The following is a 17,063-nucleotide window of genomic DNA, read 5'->3' as shown; positions in this document are numbered from 1 at the left end:
TTTAAACTTTTTTATACTTATCTACCAATTTTAGAGAACACCTTCGAATCATGAAAAACTTAAAGGCGATGTTATGACATGTAGTTCTATGAGGATCCTAGAACCTTTCCGGATTAGAGACGTTGAGGTAAGGAACAGGGTTGTCCTCTCCCCTATGATATCCAACCTCGGGACTCCCCAAGGTTACCCCACTGAAGAGCACATAGCGTACCTTTCAAGGAGGACTAGGTCAGCAGGTCTTATCATAACTGAGTACACCTACGTTAATAAAAGGGATGCGAGAGGTTCTCCAAACGAGTTAGGTCTCTACGATGATGAACTCGTTCCTAAGTTCTTCAGGCTAACAGACGCAATACACGGGAGGGGTTCAAAGGTTTTTGTTCAGTTAGTTCACGTAGGTAGGAAAACTAGAAGAAGCGTCATATGGGGAAACGATCCGATAGCACCTTCACCAATCCAGCTAATGGACCCTGTTAGGGAGATGACAGAGGATGACATACAGAGAGTAATAAACGACTTCGTTAAGGCTGGGGAGAGAGCTGAACGCGCAGGATTCGACGGTATCGAAATTCATGGAGCTCACGGTTACCTAGTTGCTCAGTTCCTTTCGCCAGCGACTAACAGAAGAGAGGACAGGTATAAAGACGGAGTCCTCTTCCTTGAGGACCTACTCAAAGAGATCAGATCTCGCGTGTCTATTCCAGTAGGTCTTAGGGTGAGTGTAACTGAGTTTGATGACACGGGCTTGAATCCAGAGCTGGTTTCTAAGATCATTTCTAGGGTGGAGAGTCAATTAGATTACGTTCACTTATCAGCAGGAAGGGACGGCCCATTAGGTGCATCGATGCCTATCTATTGGAGTAAACCAGCGTTTTTAGAGTACGCAAGGCACGTGCGAAGACCTAAGGTTCCAATGATGTTGGCCGGTTCTGTTACAACCCTTGATGAGGCTGAACAGGTCTTGGAACTAGCTGACGCGGTTGTTCTAGGGAGGCAGCTCCTGGCCGATCCCGAGTGGTTGCCGAAGAGCCTATCGGGGGATCCGATCAGGTTTTGCATTAGATGTAATCAACTATGTAGAGGCTTCGCCAGTAGGGAGGTGAGATGCGACGTGAACCCTGAGCTCGGATGGGAAACACTCTCCTCTAAGCCAGGATCTGGAGATGTGATAGTGATCGGTGGAGGGCTCATGGGATTAGAAGCCTCCAGAGTTTTAGCAAAGAGGGGATTTAGAGTGACTCTTCTGGAACAGAGCGATAAGTTAGGGGGACAGCTCAACTGGTTAATTGACCCATGGAAGAAGGAGTTCCTTTCTTTGTTAGAGTTCTACGAACGTGAACTAAGCAAACTTAAGGTAACGATTCAACTTAACACTAAGGGAAACAAAAAGGAAGGGTTGTGGGCGGTCCCTGAGAGAACTCAACCAACATTCAAGGATATAAAGGGGAGCGATATCTTGATAGACTCGAACTTGTACGCTTATCAAGATTACGCCTTTAAGTGGATCGAAAATAATTCAGTATCGATCACTGAAAGGAGCTTATCTGGTTTGGATAGAACAAGGAGGTATCTTCTAGAGAAGGTTTACGAAAGCAAGGGCATTAAGGTAGTTAAGGAAGGTAAGGGAAAGATAGAGTTTAGGGAGTTCTTGAGAGATCAACCGTCGATTGGACAATCCATATCAAGGGGATACTTCATGGGGTTAGATTATGAGGTTTGATTGAATAAGTAGCTCAATTTCAAGACAAGAATAGAAAAGTTTATATTGTATAAACAAACTTCCGTTTATGAACTGGAAATTAATTATTTTATCATTAGGAGTCTCCTTAACGTTTTGGGACATATTTAACGTTCCCTACATTATCAATAACGTCACCAGCCAATTTCACACTTCCGCCCTGCTCTCCAGTCTCATTTTATCCGCAGAGATGATAGGGTATGCATTAGGAGGGGTGATCAATGGTTTCATTTCTTCCATAGGTGGGAGAAAGATAGGTCTGCTCACTTCTATGAGTTTAGTCTCCATAGGTTCATTTATAGGACTCATAGCTCAATCGATTTCATGGATAATAGCTGCGGAGTTGATAATAGGGCTTGGGATAGAGGGAGAGCTGAGCGTTGTTCCAGCATATATATCAGAGACGGTAAGTGCTAACAACAGGGGTAAATCCGTGGGTTTAGTAACCGCATCAGGTTTCTTAACCACTCTTATAGTTGGTCCTATAGCTGTCCTTCTTAACGGAAACTGGCGTTTCCTGTTCCTAGCCGGTCTCCTAGTCTCATTAGTGGCGCTCTTTACCAGGCTAAGTCTTCCTGAGTCCCCTATGTGGATCTCTAAACGTGGTAAGTTGGAATGGGATTGGTGGGCAGCGATAATGATGATCACTTGGTTTCTAAGTTACTTTACAGGCTACGCATTGTTCTCAGATCCGACTTTTCAGATAATTGAATCCCACGGTTTCATAAACAGCTCGCTTTACTTCACTTACATCTTATATGGTGATCCTCTTGGAGTTGTTGTAGCTTCAATATTAAACGATAAAATTGAGAGGAAGTACAGCGTGTCTTTAGTTAACATATTAGGGGGATTATTACTTGGCCTTTGGTTCTTTACGGGTGGCATCTCTTTCCTTGCCTTGGGATTCCTAGAGATGTTCCTTCAAGGGTTCAAGTTTCCGGTAATGTACACCTACACCACTGAAACTTTTGGGACTAAGGTAAGAACTCTAGGCTACGGAATAGCGGATGGGATAGGCCATCTAGGAGGAGCAATAGGACCTTTAGTCTTCTCCCTCACCTTTATTCAAAACGAGTTGGCTTCGCTGTTAATAGTTGGTAGCGCATCAGTGGTAGCGGGTTTGATTGTGTTCACCCTTGGGATAAAGACGAACGGCCGGCCACTTGAAAAAATAAAAGGATGATGTGAAAAGGATATTTCTTTTCACCTTTTGCTTTAACTATGAAGCTATTTGTAGGGACGTCCGGTTGGGCATACCCCTGGAATAAAGGGAGGTCTTTAAGCTGGTACGTTAACAACACTCCTTTCAATTCAATTGAGTTGAACTCAAGTTTTTACAGGATACCCGATGAGGTTATGATAAAGCGATGGGCCACCTATAAACTAACCTGGTCAGTGAAGGTACATAGAAAGTTCACTCACGTGAAGAGATTAAAAGATGTCGATCTGAGCGATTTCTTCAACGTTTTTAAGCCACTCTCCCCTGCTTTCTATCTCTTTCAATTGCCTCCCAGCTTCAAAAGGAACGACGAGAACTTGGAAAGGATAAGTAAGGTTGCTAAGTGGCGCAATTGTATCTTCGAATTTAGAGACGAGTCATGGTTGAGCGATCCGCCAGAGGGCATCCCATTGGTATCAATAGACTCTCCAATTGGTAGTTACGTTTTTCCAGGTAGGGTAGTTTACCTAAGGATTCACGGTAGGAGTAGATGGTACTTTCACGAATATTCTGAAGGTGAGCTATTAGAGATAGCTGAGAGAGTAAAGGATCAAAATCCGGAAGAAGTTTACGTATTCTTCAACAACGACAAATTCATGTTGGAGAACGGTAAGACGTTCTTAAAAATAATGAAAGATAGGGGATTAGACTCTCTTGGGAATCAAGGGGGACAAGACGGTTGAGATTACAGCTATCGTGAAGAGAATTAAGAAAGAAAAGGCTAGACTGTAATGAAGATCCAAGAGCATAGTTATTACGGCATTTCCAACCGCTCCACCTACGGTGTTGCCTATTCCCCATATGTACGAGTTTGCAACGGTGTAGAAGCTCCTTGGGAACACCTGTCCTACATAGCCTAGCAATATAGGAAAGGCAGTGAAGGCTGAGAAAGTGAATACGGTGTAGGACGAAAGAGACACGTACACGTCGTTCGGATATGCTAAGAACACTCCAAAGGATATGACACTAATTACACTGCTTAAAATGAACGACATTCTACCTCCTACTCTCTCAGTTATCCAACCGAAAGCAGGCTGTCCTAGGACTGATCCAAGGAAACCAATGGTCAAGAAGAGACCTGTAAATGCCTTAGTTAAGTATACACTGTAAACGAAATCAGCTATGAATGTGGTTGTACCAGTAATGAACATGCTTCTCAAGAAAACTAGTGACCCCAAGATGATCAAGAAGGTGTAAAATCTCCCGTCGAGCTTCTCGCTTGCCTTCCTCATCACTGATACGCTCTCTTTCCTCACTCTCCTTAGTCCGATGTAAATGAGAAGGGCGGCAAAGATCATATAGATTGTAAAAACTCCAAGTCCTAACACCTCTCCCAAGGCTAGAATTAAGAAGGACACGATTGAGGGCATAAGTGCTCTCCCTAAGCTTCCTAAAGAACCGTTAACTCCTAGTGCTCTTCCAGATGACTTACCAAAGGTTCTAGAGAGAACTGCACCTCCTAGAGGGTGATAAAACGCTTGCCCTATACCGAGAAGGAGAGCTCCCAACGTTAAGGCTGGGATGGTTAGGGTCACGAAAGATAGTGCGAACAGTGCCATAGAGACTCCCTCCAAGAGGATACCCAAAGAGATGAGTTCTGAGTCTCTATCCATCTTGTCAGCCTTATCTCCTATAAAAGGAGACAGTAAGCCTGAAAGTAAAGTGTAAACTATTGATAGTATACCTAGAAACACAACGCTTACGTGTTTCTCAGTGGAGTAATAAACTATCAATAGAGGGAAAATTAGAAAGACGCCATCATTTGAGAAATGGGCCAATGATGTGAACGTTAACACCCTTAAGCGAAATGCCATAGTGATTAACAATGTTACCTATAACTTAAAATTTTTTAACAATGTCATCTTCAAAAATTTTCTTCTATAATATTATAATTAACATATATGACAGTCTCTAGTTAAACAAGGATTATCCTTATTAATTAAAACTAAATCTTATGACGTTTTTAAGAATACAAAAGTTTAATAAGCCATGAATTTCTTAATTATTATATAGAAGATTGGAGGGAAAAGTTCTTGTCATCCGAGAAAGGTCAGGAGTTCGTTTTAGACGTGAGGGGGGAGGAGTGCCCAATTCCTGAAATGAAGGCTGCAAAAGAGTTGCAGAAGATCTCTTCGGGCAGGCTCGTGGTGCTTACTGATCACGAACCTGCAATAGACGTTACCCTCCCTTCTCTTTGTAAGTCTTTAGGACTGAGATATGATGTTGTGAAGGAGGGAGAATTTGTAAAATTCGTAATCTATAAAGATCATACCCTTTCTAAGATCGAAGAGGTTGAAGGTGTGAGCGATACAGAAAGGATAACGTTGAACTCACTCTCAATTAGAGAAAAGATATCTGATCCAACGATACTTATGTCTTTCGTTCCACAAATTAAGGCGGTGGATAGCGTGGCTCCAGGGAGTTACATCATACACATGAAATGGTTCATCAGTTGGGAAACTCCTTTATTTGTGACATACAATCCGCTACCTAGGGGAGATATAGTTTACTATACAGCTTATCAGAAGCTTCCTCTCACAAGGATAAGTTTTGGATGGAGATTCGTTCTGAACAGATTAGGAAAAGAGGTAACCCTGGACATTACTGAGTGGTATAAGGGACCTTTCTCAGGGCAGGCCAAAAAGTCAATAAGGAAACACCTGGAGAAGGCTAAGGTCACACTGCCTAAAGTGATCACTTAGATCTACTTCTTCCTCCTTAGGAATCCAAATATCGTAACGAAAGCACCTATTATCAGAAGAGGTATGCCCATCAGTATCAATATTCCTATTAGATCACCGTATTTCAAGGTGTAATATATGTATGAGTATTGAACGTTAACGGGTTCGCTCCAATTGTTCCTTAGAACGATTTCTCCAGATCCGTTAGGTATTATGTAATACACTCCTGAGTTACTAGTTGAAGAGGAGTTAGGTGGAGCGCCAAGGACCTCTAATGGAGACTTAGATGAGTTATAATAAAGTACAAATATAGCTTTACTTGCGTTGTATGGAATTTCAATAGACGAGTTTGCATCTAAACTCTTGGATGTTATGTGAGAGTTCAGCTCGCTCGTTATTTGCTGAGAGGCCTGTGAATCTATGTAAGGGAACAATCCGAAAACTAGCACTAGCCCTACGACTAGCAGAACTATCCCTATTACTAGTAAAGGTTTCATGTTAGATTACTAAAATCGGGTGTATTAAATATCTTGTCGTCATATCTCACTCTAGGATTACTATAATTTTGAGGAAAACTAAAATTATCCTTCTTCTAGGTATTTGAAAATTGAGGCTGACAAATATAGTAATACTCCCGCTATTATGAAATTACCTGCATACCCTATGGACTTAGAAATGAAACCTGAGAGTAGTGAACCTAAAAAGAGCGATATGCCAACTAAAGTACTGTAAACTCCTAGAGTGGTTCCTTGTCTCCTCCCTCCAACTACCTTGAAAATTAGCGTGTTAGACGCAGCGTAAAATAATGAGTAGGCAATCCCAGCTGATAGCGGGTAGAAGACGAAACCTAATATTAATGCCGTAATAGGCATCATTAATGAGATTCCCATGACAATGTAACCGCTTCCTCTGAGAATTAGCGCTCTGAAAGACGTCTCCCTCTCGTCTTTATTCTCCAGATAATGACCTGTAAAATTGAAAGTAAATATCTGAAAGAGCATTCCCAACGTTATTATGGCTAACACTAAGCTCTTGTCTAGACCCTCGTTATATAAACTAGCCGGGTATAATGTATTGAATAATCCACTAGCAGTGTAAAATATTGCAATAGCTATATAAAGTAAAGGAACGTAATTTATAGGTTTCTTAGTTAGTCTGCTCAATCTAAACATCTTAAAGGAGGTCAGCCTAGGTAAATGGAGGAAAATCAAAGGAAGCATCTTTAACCTTACCGCAAAAGACTCAATGCTGTGCAACATCGATGTCCTTTCAAGCATAACTGACTTAGGGGTGTAAGCCAAAGACAGGACGAATGAGACTATTGAGAAAAGGGCCAAGACTGCATAAATTTGGGTAATTCTAATTATTAATACAAGAAATGTCGAGAGTATTAATCCAATGAGGTTACCTATTGAGGAGAGCATAGAAAGTAAAGAGAAACTGGAAGCCCACTTTCTCTTCTCGGTCGATTCCATGATGATCAAGTTCATCGGGGTACTATAGGCAGTAGAGAAGAAGGAAAACCCAGTGTATGCTAAATCGACCTCAGGAATATTCACGCTTTGCGATCCGAGTGCTAGAAACAGGGTACTTAGGCCAAAACCAGCCAGTATTATTTTCCTTCTATCAACCCTATCAGCTAAAAATCCCCAAATTATTGAAGCTGGTATCAAAACTACGTTTGCTAAAGTTATTGCGTAGGCGACCATTAAAGGACCTCCTCCTAGGTCTATGATGTTTAAAGTCACTAACGTTGACAAGGGGCCGTTAGCGACTCCGAAAGTTAGGGCCGACCACATCCATCTGTAAGATCTTTTAAGCAACTATGTTCCCTCTCGTGTTTAATCGAGATAAAATACACATTATTGAACTAGATTAAACGAAATGTGGTCGGATATAAATTTTACTAGATAAGTAAGATGTATAAACATGTAACCTAAGACAAAATTGTAACCTTCACCTCATCGTTTAATCTAGGACCGCCAAACCTGTTCCTAGGAGGTCTAAGGACGGAGTTTATGCTCCTTCCATTGATCATCAAATCGCTCTTATAGACAAATAGAACGTCATCGGGTAAATCAGCCTTAACGAACTTTACCAACATCTTCCCCCCTCTCCCTTCTAAGTATCCTTTACCCTCATATTTACCTGAGTAGACCACCCCCTCCCTCCTTCCGTAAATTTCTGAAAATTGTGAGTTGGTATAGTTGGGGTGAGAGGAGAACACTATTACGGGTCCAGACGCTACTTGGAGCTCTGGAGGAGACGGAAAGGGATCCACTTCAACTCTATCCACGTTGGCTACCTTATTCATCTTTACTATTCCCTTCGCCTTAAGCTCGTTCACTGAGACGCCTGTGGATCTAATTGCCCTATCTACTGCTTCCCATGGGTCCTCTTCAAGTAGACTATGAGTTAGCCCAAGTTCCTTTGATAGCCTCTTCATGAGTTCTACCTCAGTGATACCACGTTTAGGTCTGATCGGCTTATTGTAGATCAGATATGGGTGCCAGTAACTGTACACAACGTCTTCTTTTTCCAGGAAAGTAGGGGCAGGAATGACTACATTGGAGGACTTAGCGGTCTCTGACCAGAAAGGATCGTGTGTTATGACTGTTAACCTACCCTCTTCAGCAACCTCCTTAATTCTATCTCCACCGGGTAGAGTTAAGACGGGATTAGCGTTCCAAATGAATAACAGCTTGAACTTATCGATCTCGTATCCGACCTCTCCCATCCCTATAGTCTTAACACGGAATAAGTTGGTCCCCCTCAAATAATGAAAATCTATTCCCCATCCACCTGAATTAGAATAGAAAAACCCTCTCTTAATCCCTAAGACTGCAGGTATCATGGATATTAAACCGGCTGAATGACCTCCGTTCATAGATCTTCCTATGGCGAATCCGATTATCGTAAGAGGTTCATAGTAAGCGTACAATTCAGCGATCTCTCTTACTTGATCCTCTGTTAAGTTAGTAGCCTTGAGGAGGTCTTCCATTTTAAATTGATTTAGTCTAGATTTTAACTTATCTAAGTCTATGATGTCGGGCTTAGCGTATCCCTGTTCGATTAATATCTTCATTATAGCGATAGCCAAGTGAGCGTCGCTACCAGGCCTTATTATGTACCCCTTTTCGCTCCTCTTTAACGTCTCACTTACCCTAACGTCTATGGCTATCTTATACTTGTCCTTAAAAATCTTCCAGCCGTGTATGAAACTGAACACAGCCTCTGATCCCCAAAAGGCCACTGCGTTGAAATTCCTCATTTCCTCAGGGAGAGCTCCCATGCTTGTCTTATAATGGGCCTTTATCCCTTCATGGCCTTCCAGGCTGCAGATGGAATAATCGGTGCTCGTTGCCCCTATTACGTTCCATAACCTGGCTGGGTAATACCAAGTCAGCAGTCCTTGATTTCCGTCGTATTCTACATGCAATATCTGATCAGGATTCGTTTCCTTAATTCTTTTGGAAACGAAGGTTATCGCTTGGTCTATAGGTACCTCCTTTCCATCTATATAGGCTGAATCCACTCTGTTAATATCATTTCTCATCAGGTCAGTTCTGCCCCTTGAGCAGGTGAACCCCATAGTGGGGTCAAAGCTAAAGGGTTTATACTGTTCATCGAAAATACAAGTATCGTAACAGTCCCTGGTGCAGGCTATCATTGATCTCGTTAGTCTTCATAGCTTTTAAACGTTTAGTTTAGAGTAAATCCTATGGAAAAGGCAGAACTGTTGTTTCAAGCTTACCTATCCAGAAAGCAGATAGAACCGTTTGAATTAAAGGAGGAGGAAGCCAAAAATGTTGGGGAGAAGTTCTCTCAACTTCTCATCGAAAAGGAGGGGTTAGGAGGTTATAAGGTAACTAAATCTGGTATATGGGGGGTCCTAACGAAGCCTATGATAACGAAGGGCCCCCTCGAACTGTGGTTTGACACACATAAACTTGAGGTAGAGATAATAGCGTTTGCCGAAAACGGTAGGGTTAAGAAGACCTACATAGGATTGGAAATTCCAGCCACAAGATTCACAACGTGGGATCTACCAAAACATTATATGATAGCTGACGATGCCTTCGCAGGCAGGCTATTCATTGGGAAAGAGATAGAGCCCCCTTATGGACACTTTAAGTTGTTCTTAAACGGAGAGCTGATGGGTGAGGGATCTCCAGACTATAATCCTCTATCAGTAGTTAGGCCTAATCAGTCAGGTTACATATCTTGTGGAGCCTTTATAGGTCCTGTTAAGGTATCTAGAGGGGATCTTATCAGAGTTGAAGGAAAGAAAACTTTTCAAGTCAAGGCTGAGTGATTTTCAAAATATTGGCAATGTAAAAAACACGATAGCCCGTATAACGGAAAGATATTTATTTGGCGTAAAAGTTTTCACTTCTCTATGAAATATTATTGGTTCCTGCTGATAGCCTTTCTTATTATAGCTATATCCGTGAAATTGGTATCAGAACCAGGAATGCCTCTTAATATTCTCTTATTTAAAGTAATTAATTATCATCAAGTGTCTTCGCTAAACCCGATAATGGTTTTCCTCACTAAGTATGGGAGAGAATACGTGTGGATACCTCTGACTGCAGCACTCCTGATCTTCAGGAAGACCAGAAGGATAGCTATTACTCTAGCTGCGTCCTTTATCCTGGCTATCATAGTGGGCGAAATAGCTAAATACGCTGTAGCGCAGGGGAGACCATTCTTGTACGTTCATCCTGACTATCTGTTGGTCCCACCACCAACCGATTATAGCTTTCCTTCTGGGCACGCGTTAATAGTTAGTGACGGTGCGCTGGTCTTAATGAAGATGGCTCCTAGGTGGCTATGGATTATAATGTTGATTGAAGCTGTATTGGTATCTTATTCTAGAGTATATGTTGGGGTACACTGGCCTTATGACGTAATAGGTGGATGGCTTTTGGGTGGATGGACCGCCTTCTTCACCCTTGACGTGGAGAGGAGAGGAACTTTGGCCTTTGTAGAGAAGTTGCTTAAAGCATGATTATTTCAGTGAGTAGATACTAAGACTTTTTAAGCGTTGGTATTCACTAATTGATATGGTCTCACTCTCATGGAGGAACGTAATAGTATCAGGTATGGGAGTGCTTACAGATGGGTATAATTTATATTCCATATCCTTGGCCTCGTTTTTGATAGCCTCATCGATAAAGTTCACCAGCGATCAGTTGGGTCTTCTGGTTGCCGGTTCCTACTTTGGGGCCGCTCTGTCCGCTCTGATCTTCGGGATCTCAGCGGATAGGATAGGAAGGAAAAGAATTTATGGCCTTGACGTGACGTTAATGGCACTAGGCGCTGGATTACAGGCCTTCTCACAATCTTATGTGGAGCTCTTTTTGGCAAGGCTAATTTTAGGAATAGGGATAGGGGCAGATTACGTTCTCTCCCCAGTTATAGTTGCAGAGAACTCCGAAGGTAAAAGCAGAGGGAAGATGATGGTCATTACTTTCGCAGTAATGTGGGGGCTAGGGGCTGTACTCGCAGCCTTCGTTGAACAAGTGGGTTTACTTGTCGGTTTACCCTCGGCGTTGCTCTGGAGAATAGTCTTAGGATTTGGGGCTGTGCCAGCTATATCTGTTGTATTCCTAAGGAGAAGAATATACGAAACTATGATGTTCGTTTCTAGAGTTAAACCGGAACACGAGGACGTGAAGAAAATAGAGAGAGAGTTAGGAAAACCCATTTTGACGTCTAAAGATAGCACACCGTTCCTAAGGAGGCTCACGTCATCTGCGATTCTTATAGTAGCTGCTTCAGTATTATGGCTCTTATACGATATGTATTCCTCAACTTTTGCGATATTCGGTCCTATAACGATCGCTTCAAACCTAGGGTTAACTCCAATAGACTTTACCTACGTAGCTCAGTTCCTAGCGGGGATTCCAGGGCAATTGATATGTATTTTCTTAATTGATAAAATCGGTAGGAAGCCGCTTATAGCTATAGGCTACGCCGGCGTAGCGATCTGGTTATTTGCGTACTCTCTTCTACTTTCCCATCCCGCTTTATTTGGGCTAAGAGGGAGTGAGCTTAGCACATCTCAACTTGTAGGAGAAGCAGCTCTCCTAGGCTTCTCGTTCTACATGCTGAATTACTTCTTCTCGGCTATCGGACCAGCCTCAATTATTGGTTCGGCCATGGTAACCCCTGAGATAGTCCCTACAAAAGTTAGGGCAACCAGTCAGGCTATAAGCGTTAGCGTAGACAGGTTAGCCACCGCATTAAACGTTACAGCGTTCCCGCTCTTACTTTCTCATCTGGGTCTTAGTATAATGGTCGGATTTTATGCGGGAATAGCACTAATTTCAACTGTAATTGCTCTCCTAGTCATTCCAGAGTCAAAGGGTCGTGATTTAGAGAGAGTAGTTAAGGAGTCCGACCTACAGAAAGGGTTATAAACATTATTCGTTTTAAGTCAACATTATGGAACCGTTTTATTTCAAAAGTTATGAAAAAGTGGTAGGACAGGCTAGAAACGTAAATGACCTAGAGACGGAGTTGATTAGGCTTTCAAAAGAGGATCCTGCTTGTGTGGAATATCATCTCAAGGAGGGACACATAGTTGCGTGGCTGAACTACATAGGAGAGAAGGGTTTGGCTGAAATCCTTAAGGGAGTGAGTAATCCGAAGGAGGCTTTATCTAGAATTGTAGAATTTAAGGCGATTCAAAGATCTAGATCCAGAACAAAAAAGTTCGGAAGGAGGGCTAACATCTGAGCTTTTTAGCCACTTCGGTCACCCTTTTTCCCATAAACTTAGCTATGTTTTTCTCACTTTCATCTAGTTCCTTTAAGCTGCCCAAATGACTAGGGCCGTAAGGTGACCCACCAGAACTCGTTGTGGCAATCTCTTTTATTCCATATCCCAGGGGAACTATAATCATGCCGTGATGATAAGCGTAAGTGCTCATAGCCAAGATTGTAGTTTCGTGTCCTCCATGAATTGTAGAAGCCTCAGTAAAGAAGCCCACAGGCTTACCGTACAGTCCTCCCTTAAGCCAGATATCTCTAGTTTGATCTAAGAAGAACTTCATTTGACCTGTCATATTACCGTATCTTGTGGGAGATCCTATGACCAGTCCATCGGCCCACTCAAGATCATTCATGCTTACCTCCGGTATTCTTTGAATCTTGTTCCAATCAACATTGAACTTTTCCACCACTTCCTTAGGGAACAGTTCTGGTACTCTAGCTAGTTTGACTTCAGCTCCCTCAGCCTTAGCCCCTTCCGCTATATATGAGGCTAGATCTACTATGGTTCCATAACCATAGAATAGAACAAGGATTTTTGGACAGGACATTATAATTGCGATGGTAAAGTTAGCCTAAAAAATTAACTAGGTATAAACTTTAAATCAAAAGGTTAAGTAACAAATAATCAAAGACCTAACTAATAGGAGAAACTATTTAAATGGTATCAATGATACCTATGTGATAAACATGTTAAAGGTGTTAGCTGCCCCAGGTCCTGTTTCCTATCCTATGATTGCCGCGACCATGAGGAATCACGATATCCTGATAGATTTCGGAAAGGAAGGTAAGGCTGACGTGATCCTTGACTCTACCGTCTCACTCGTAAGGAGAGGTCTAAGATTAGACTATATAACAATTAAGGGTTTGATGGTTGTCTCCCCTGATATAGGTAACAGGATGGGAGTTTGGAGGAAAGGGAGTGCAGCGGATGTGTTAACTAGAGCTCTATTGGATAAGAAGGGCCTCAAGAGTCAACTAGTTTACTCTGATGATATGGGGAAACTTAAAGAGATGCTTCAAAACGGAGAGGTTGACTCAATAGTGGTGGCCTCGGTCATAAGCAAAGGAAAGACCTTTGAGGAGCTTTTAGGAATCCCTGGGAGTTGTGGAGTTCATGTGAATGGAGATCGTGAAGGTTTCATCTCAGCCTATCAGGAAGGGATAGACATTATGAAACAAGATCCCCAAGGTTCTGCAGAATACGTAATGAAGAGACTTCCAGTTCAAGTTAATCCCAAGATGATATCCGATCTACCTAAGGTCGTAACATTACTCATAGAAAGAACATCGGACTACTCCGACTTTGAGCAACTTGTCAAAAGGTACATTTAAGATAATCAGTTTTATAGATATATCTAAGACAATTTCTAACTAAAAATAAATTTTTATTTATAGTCTGTAAATAGGTAACCATGAGCATAAAAGGTACACTCAATCAAAACAATTCCATACTAGTTGTATGGGATGTCCAAAACGGATTAGTTAAAGGGATATTCAATAGAGATGAGTTCTTAAGGGCTTTGGAAAGAACACTTAACTTTGCCAGGAACCACAGAATACCTGTAGTGTTCACCAGAATTACCCCCTATCCTGAGGGTTTTGAGCCTTTCGCCATGAGAGCCACGTCTAGGCAATTCAAAATGTCACAAGAGGACCTTGAGCTCTACTTAAAGCCGTCTGAGCACGACATCGTTATTCCAAAGAACACGTGGAGCATTTTTGTAGGGACTAACTTCGAATTGCTCCTGAGAAACTCTGGGAGAAACGTTATCTTGTTCACTGGGATAGCGACAGAAATAGGAGTGGAGACTAGCGCAAGGCACGCTTTCGCCTTAGGGTTCCTCCCGGTTATAGTCAGCGATGCAGTATCATCGTTTAACAAGGAAGGACATGAGAGGTCACTAATGAACATGAAAGCGTTCTTCCCGGTCATATCCTCAGATGAGTTAGAAAAAACTCTATGAGAACAAAAACCTTTTTCAATACTTTGTAAGTTCAGGACATCTTTAAAACCTTGATCTATTTATCAAATAATATGTATGTCTTCAGTATCGATCAATCATCAACTAACATGGTAAGGTCGGTAGGAAGGAAAGCTGCGTACCTAGGTGAACTCACTAGGCAAGGGATAAGGGTTCCTTGGGGTTTTGTGATAACGAGGTCCGCCTTTAGAAGATTTATGGAGTTAAATAAGGATAAAATAAGCGAAATATTGAGAGGAGTAGATCTAGATGATCCAAGGGATCTATCAAAGAGATACGAAACGATAAGGGATATAGTGCTTCAAACAGAGTTGCCTCTTGATATCTCACTGGAGATCGAGCACTTTTCACGTGAGTTGTCTACGGACTTAGTTGCAGTAAGGCCTACCATCACTTCAGATATATCCGGTCCAAGCTTTGCTGGAAGGATAGACACTTTCCTCTATGTGAACAAGGTTGACCTTCCACTTTACATTAAGCAGGCGTGGGCTAGTTTCTTTAACCCTAAGTCATTAGTCTATACTATTTCGCAGGGTAGTCCTGTAGAGATAGCCGTACTCGTTCAAGAGATGATAGATCCCGAAAGTGCGGGCACGGTCTTCACCATTCATCCAATCACCGGAAATCCTAATTGGGTTATAATAGAGTCTTCTTGGGGTTTAGGTCAAGCCGTTACACGAGGCTTAGTCACTCCCGATAGATTCGAGCTGCCTAAAAGAGATAGGGTGATAGCTCAAAAAAGCTTAGGTAATAAACACGTGATGTTAAAATTTGATAGAAAAACGGGAGGTATAAGGGAAATTCCCCTAGGAAGTAAAGCGTTAGAACAGAGTCTAAGCGACGATAAAGTCATTGAGTTGACTAACTTGGCGTTAAGGATTGAGCAGTTTTTCGGAAAGCATGTTAACCTAGAGTGGGCGTTACAGGACAAAAAATTGTATATTTTAGAGGTTAGAGGAGTCAAAACTCTCTGGGAGGAAATCTAAATTATCTGACCTTTTCAACTATGACCTGGACAACCGAGATGTTTCCCTTTTTTACGTTATGCCATCCCTCGTTTAATGCAGCCTTCACTTCGTCCGGAGATTCAGCTAACTTAAAATATCCTCCAAACGCCTTTACCGTTTCACCAATGTTATATCTCTTAAAATCCGCTCCTGGAAATACCTTTTTAGCTTTAGCTAGTCCCTCTGGAAAAACCTCCTCTACGGCCTCGGCAGAAGCTAACCATCCGCCGTTATCATAGATAACCACCATTACAGGCAATGAATAGGACGCCGCGACGTAATAGAACGCCTCAGGCACCCCAAAAATGAATGATCCGTCCCCTGTGGTTATTATGACGTCCCTATCTGATCCCATTTTAATTCCTAATCCAGCTCCCAAAGCCCATCCCAGATATCCTTCGGCTAAGTCGCCAAAATATTGGCCGAACTCAAAATCGCCATATCTCGGGTTAAATGGATACTCGTTCACTATCGTAGAGTGGAGCTGAGATACGTACCAGGAGAGGAGTCTTGGATGAACCTTTTGAGAGCTCTGAAATCTAGTTACCTCTACCGTCTTCTCCTCTCTCTGTCTTCTCACTCTCTCCTCAATCTCCTCAGTCCACCTATCTTTTCCCTTTATTTGGAGTTCATCTAAGGCCAATGGAGTTGATTGTATGCAGACGTCACATCTGAACCCATAATACGGTATGTAGGAATGTGAAGGTTCTACGTCAATCTTTATTACTGGACTGTTAACCTTCACTCTTTTAGGTATCCAGGGAACTTCGGATTCCACTACTATTAGTAGATCGGCCTCCCTCAAATCCAGTCTGTCTAGTGCTAATTTTCCCTTAGACGGATAATTCACAACCTCTCCAACATAATTTAAAACCGGAGCACCTAATTTTTCGGCAAATCTTTGTAGAGCGTCATACCACTCTCTTCTCCTCCCTGCTCTCCATGCGATTATTACGGGCTTTTCAGATTCGCTGATTAACCTCTCAGCCTCCCCGATTGACTTCCTTGAGGGTCCCGGCTCGTAAGGACTCATCGTAACTTGATTAGATCTCGCCTCTTTGATGCTTACTTCCCTAGGCACTGTTAAGTAAACGGGTCCTCTAGGTTCACTAAGCGCTATCTGAACTGCCCTACTTAGAGCTGTAGAAGTTTGACACGGATCTCTTATCTCGAAGTCCCACTTTGTATATTGTCTCCCTAGTTCTCCTTGGTCTTTAGCCTCTTGAGTCCAGTGAATTCTCAAATTCCTACTAGCGGGACTCCCTTCCTCAGTGTACGGAGATCTCCCTGCTAATACCAAGAGCGGTACTCTACTAGTGAACGCGTTACTTATGACACCTAACGCGTTTAAAGTGCCAGGTATCGTATGTACCGCTACTACGCCGAGCTTTCCTGCGAGGGAGTATCCTAAAGCCATCGAAGCGGCTGTTATCTCATGGGGAACTACGACGAAATCTGGAAGAGATGGATCTCTAACTTTCTCCTCAATGAAGGCGGCGTAATCCGTGCCCGAAACCATGAAAATCTTATCTACTCCTCTTTCCTTCAACCCGTGTAGAATTACTCCCGCACTTGTCCTTATCGTAGTCTGTTCCATGACTTATTTATAATGATCAAATAGTTAAATCCATCCCTTTTTCATCTCCCTTCCTATATC

Annotated in this window: 17 protein-coding genes; 11 read left to right on the top strand and 6 right to left on the bottom strand. The window is 42.3% G+C overall.

Features of this window, described 5'->3' with window-relative positions; genetic code table 11:
- The first annotated feature begins 88 nt into the window (after positions 1 to 88).
- The 3 genes from MCUP_RS07865 (at position 89) to MCUP_RS07855 (ending at position 3,640) form a co-directional block, all read left to right on the top strand.
- A complete protein-coding gene (locus tag MCUP_RS07865; protein ID WP_013738271.1) occupies positions 89 to 1,720 on the top strand; it encodes an FAD-dependent oxidoreductase in 1,632 nt (543 codons plus the stop codon).
- A gap of 67 nt (positions 1,721 to 1,787) precedes the next feature.
- Positions 1,788 to 2,921 carry an MFS transporter gene (locus MCUP_RS07860; RefSeq protein ID WP_013738270.1) on the top strand — a complete coding sequence of 378 codons (1,134 nt, stop codon included), beginning with the start codon at positions 1,788 to 1,790 and terminating at the stop codon, positions 2,919 to 2,921.
- A 38-nt stretch (positions 2,922 to 2,959) separates the two neighbouring features.
- Entirely contained in the window at positions 2,960 to 3,640 is a 681-nt protein-coding gene (locus tag MCUP_RS07855; RefSeq protein ID WP_013738269.1) for a DUF72 domain-containing protein, read from the top strand.
- Here MCUP_RS07855 and MCUP_RS07850 read toward each other — a convergent pair.
- On the bottom strand, positions 3,602 to 4,771 hold the full coding sequence (locus tag MCUP_RS07850; RefSeq protein WP_048057607.1) for an MFS transporter: 1,170 nt from the start codon (positions 4,769 to 4,771) through the stop codon (positions 3,602 to 3,604). The genes MCUP_RS07855 and MCUP_RS07850 overlap by 39 nt on opposite strands.
- A 219-nt stretch (positions 4,772 to 4,990) precedes the next feature.
- Between MCUP_RS07850 and MCUP_RS10245 the strand changes: the two genes are divergently transcribed.
- A complete protein-coding gene (locus MCUP_RS10245; protein ID WP_013738267.1) occupies positions 4,991 to 5,659 on the top strand; it encodes a sulfurtransferase TusA family protein in 669 nt (222 codons plus the stop codon).
- A 2-nt stretch (positions 5,660 to 5,661) separates the two neighbouring features.
- Here the strand turns inward: MCUP_RS10245 and MCUP_RS07840 are convergent, their stop codons facing one another.
- From MCUP_RS07840 to MCUP_RS07830, 3 genes are all read right to left on the bottom strand, one after another.
- Positions 5,662 to 6,135 (bottom strand): hypothetical protein, encoded by a 474-nt coding sequence (locus MCUP_RS07840; RefSeq protein ID WP_013738266.1) that lies wholly within the window; start codon positions 6,133 to 6,135, stop codon positions 5,662 to 5,664.
- Between the two features lie 84 nt (positions 6,136 to 6,219).
- Positions 6,220 to 7,437: an MFS transporter gene (locus MCUP_RS07835; protein ID WP_373419060.1), complete on the bottom strand. Its 1,218-nt coding sequence runs from the start codon at positions 7,435 to 7,437 to the stop codon at positions 6,220 to 6,222.
- 137 nt (positions 7,438 to 7,574) lie between these two features.
- A complete protein-coding gene (locus MCUP_RS07830; RefSeq protein ID WP_048057606.1) occupies positions 7,575 to 9,308 on the bottom strand; it encodes a molybdopterin-dependent oxidoreductase in 1,734 nt (577 codons plus the stop codon).
- A 51-nt stretch (positions 9,309 to 9,359) separates the two neighbouring features.
- Between MCUP_RS07830 and MCUP_RS07825 the strand changes: the two genes are divergently transcribed.
- The 4 genes from MCUP_RS07825 (at position 9,360) to MCUP_RS07810 (ending at position 12,382) form a co-directional block, all read left to right on the top strand.
- The gene (locus MCUP_RS07825) at positions 9,360 to 9,953 is read left to right on the top strand and encodes a hypothetical protein (protein ID WP_013738263.1); all 594 of its coding nucleotides are present in this window, start codon (positions 9,360 to 9,362) and stop codon (positions 9,951 to 9,953) included.
- An 84-nt stretch (positions 9,954 to 10,037) separates the two neighbouring features.
- Positions 10,038 to 10,649, top strand: coding sequence for an undecaprenyl-diphosphatase SepP (gene sepP / locus MCUP_RS07820; protein WP_013738262.1), 612 nt, complete (start codon positions 10,038 to 10,040; stop codon positions 10,647 to 10,649).
- A 55-nt stretch (positions 10,650 to 10,704) separates the two neighbouring features.
- Positions 10,705 to 12,063, top strand: a complete 1,359-nt coding sequence (locus MCUP_RS07815; RefSeq protein WP_013738261.1) for an MFS transporter — start codon at positions 10,705 to 10,707, stop codon at positions 12,061 to 12,063.
- Between the two features lie 25 nt (positions 12,064 to 12,088).
- Positions 12,089 to 12,382: a hypothetical protein gene (locus MCUP_RS07810; protein ID WP_013738260.1), complete on the top strand. Its 294-nt coding sequence runs from the start codon at positions 12,089 to 12,091 to the stop codon at positions 12,380 to 12,382.
- Here MCUP_RS07810 and wrbA read toward each other — a convergent pair.
- Complete coding sequence (wrbA, locus tag MCUP_RS07805) at positions 12,372 to 12,965, bottom strand: NAD(P)H:quinone oxidoreductase (protein WP_013738259.1); 594 nt, start codon at positions 12,963 to 12,965, stop codon at positions 12,372 to 12,374. The genes MCUP_RS07810 and wrbA overlap by 11 nt on opposite strands.
- A gap of 139 nt (positions 12,966 to 13,104) precedes the next feature.
- On the opposite strand from wrbA, the gene MCUP_RS07800 reads away from it, so the two are divergent.
- The 3 genes from MCUP_RS07800 to MCUP_RS07790 all read left to right on the top strand — a co-directional run bounded on the left by MCUP_RS07800 (position 13,105) and on the right by MCUP_RS07790 (position 15,385).
- On the top strand, positions 13,105 to 13,749 hold the full coding sequence (locus MCUP_RS07800; RefSeq protein ID WP_013738258.1) for a DUF3834 domain-containing protein: 645 nt from the start codon (positions 13,105 to 13,107) through the stop codon (positions 13,747 to 13,749).
- Positions 13,750 to 13,829: 80 nt separating this feature from the next.
- Complete coding sequence (locus MCUP_RS07795; RefSeq protein ID WP_013738257.1) at positions 13,830 to 14,381, top strand: cysteine hydrolase family protein; 552 nt, start codon at positions 13,830 to 13,832, stop codon at positions 14,379 to 14,381.
- A 71-nt stretch (positions 14,382 to 14,452) separates the two neighbouring features.
- Positions 14,453 to 15,385, top strand: a complete 933-nt coding sequence (locus MCUP_RS07790) for a PEP/pyruvate-binding domain-containing protein (RefSeq protein WP_048057605.1) — start codon at positions 14,453 to 14,455, stop codon at positions 15,383 to 15,385.
- Between the two features lies 1 nt (position 15,386).
- Here MCUP_RS07790 and MCUP_RS07785 read toward each other — a convergent pair whose 3' ends face one another.
- The gene (locus tag MCUP_RS07785; protein WP_013738255.1) at positions 15,387 to 17,003 is read right to left on the bottom strand and encodes a thiamine pyrophosphate-requiring protein; all 1,617 of its coding nucleotides are present in this window, start codon (positions 17,001 to 17,003) and stop codon (positions 15,387 to 15,389) included.
- Positions 17,004 to 17,063 lie beyond the last annotated feature (60 nt).

Source organism: Metallosphaera cuprina Ar-4 (assembly GCF_000204925.1).
Classification (GTDB): Archaea; Thermoproteota; Thermoprotei_A; order Sulfolobales; family Sulfolobaceae; genus Metallosphaera; species Metallosphaera cuprina.
Note: the sequence above shows the minus strand (reverse complement) of the source record. Positions and strands in the feature narration are given on the sequence as shown.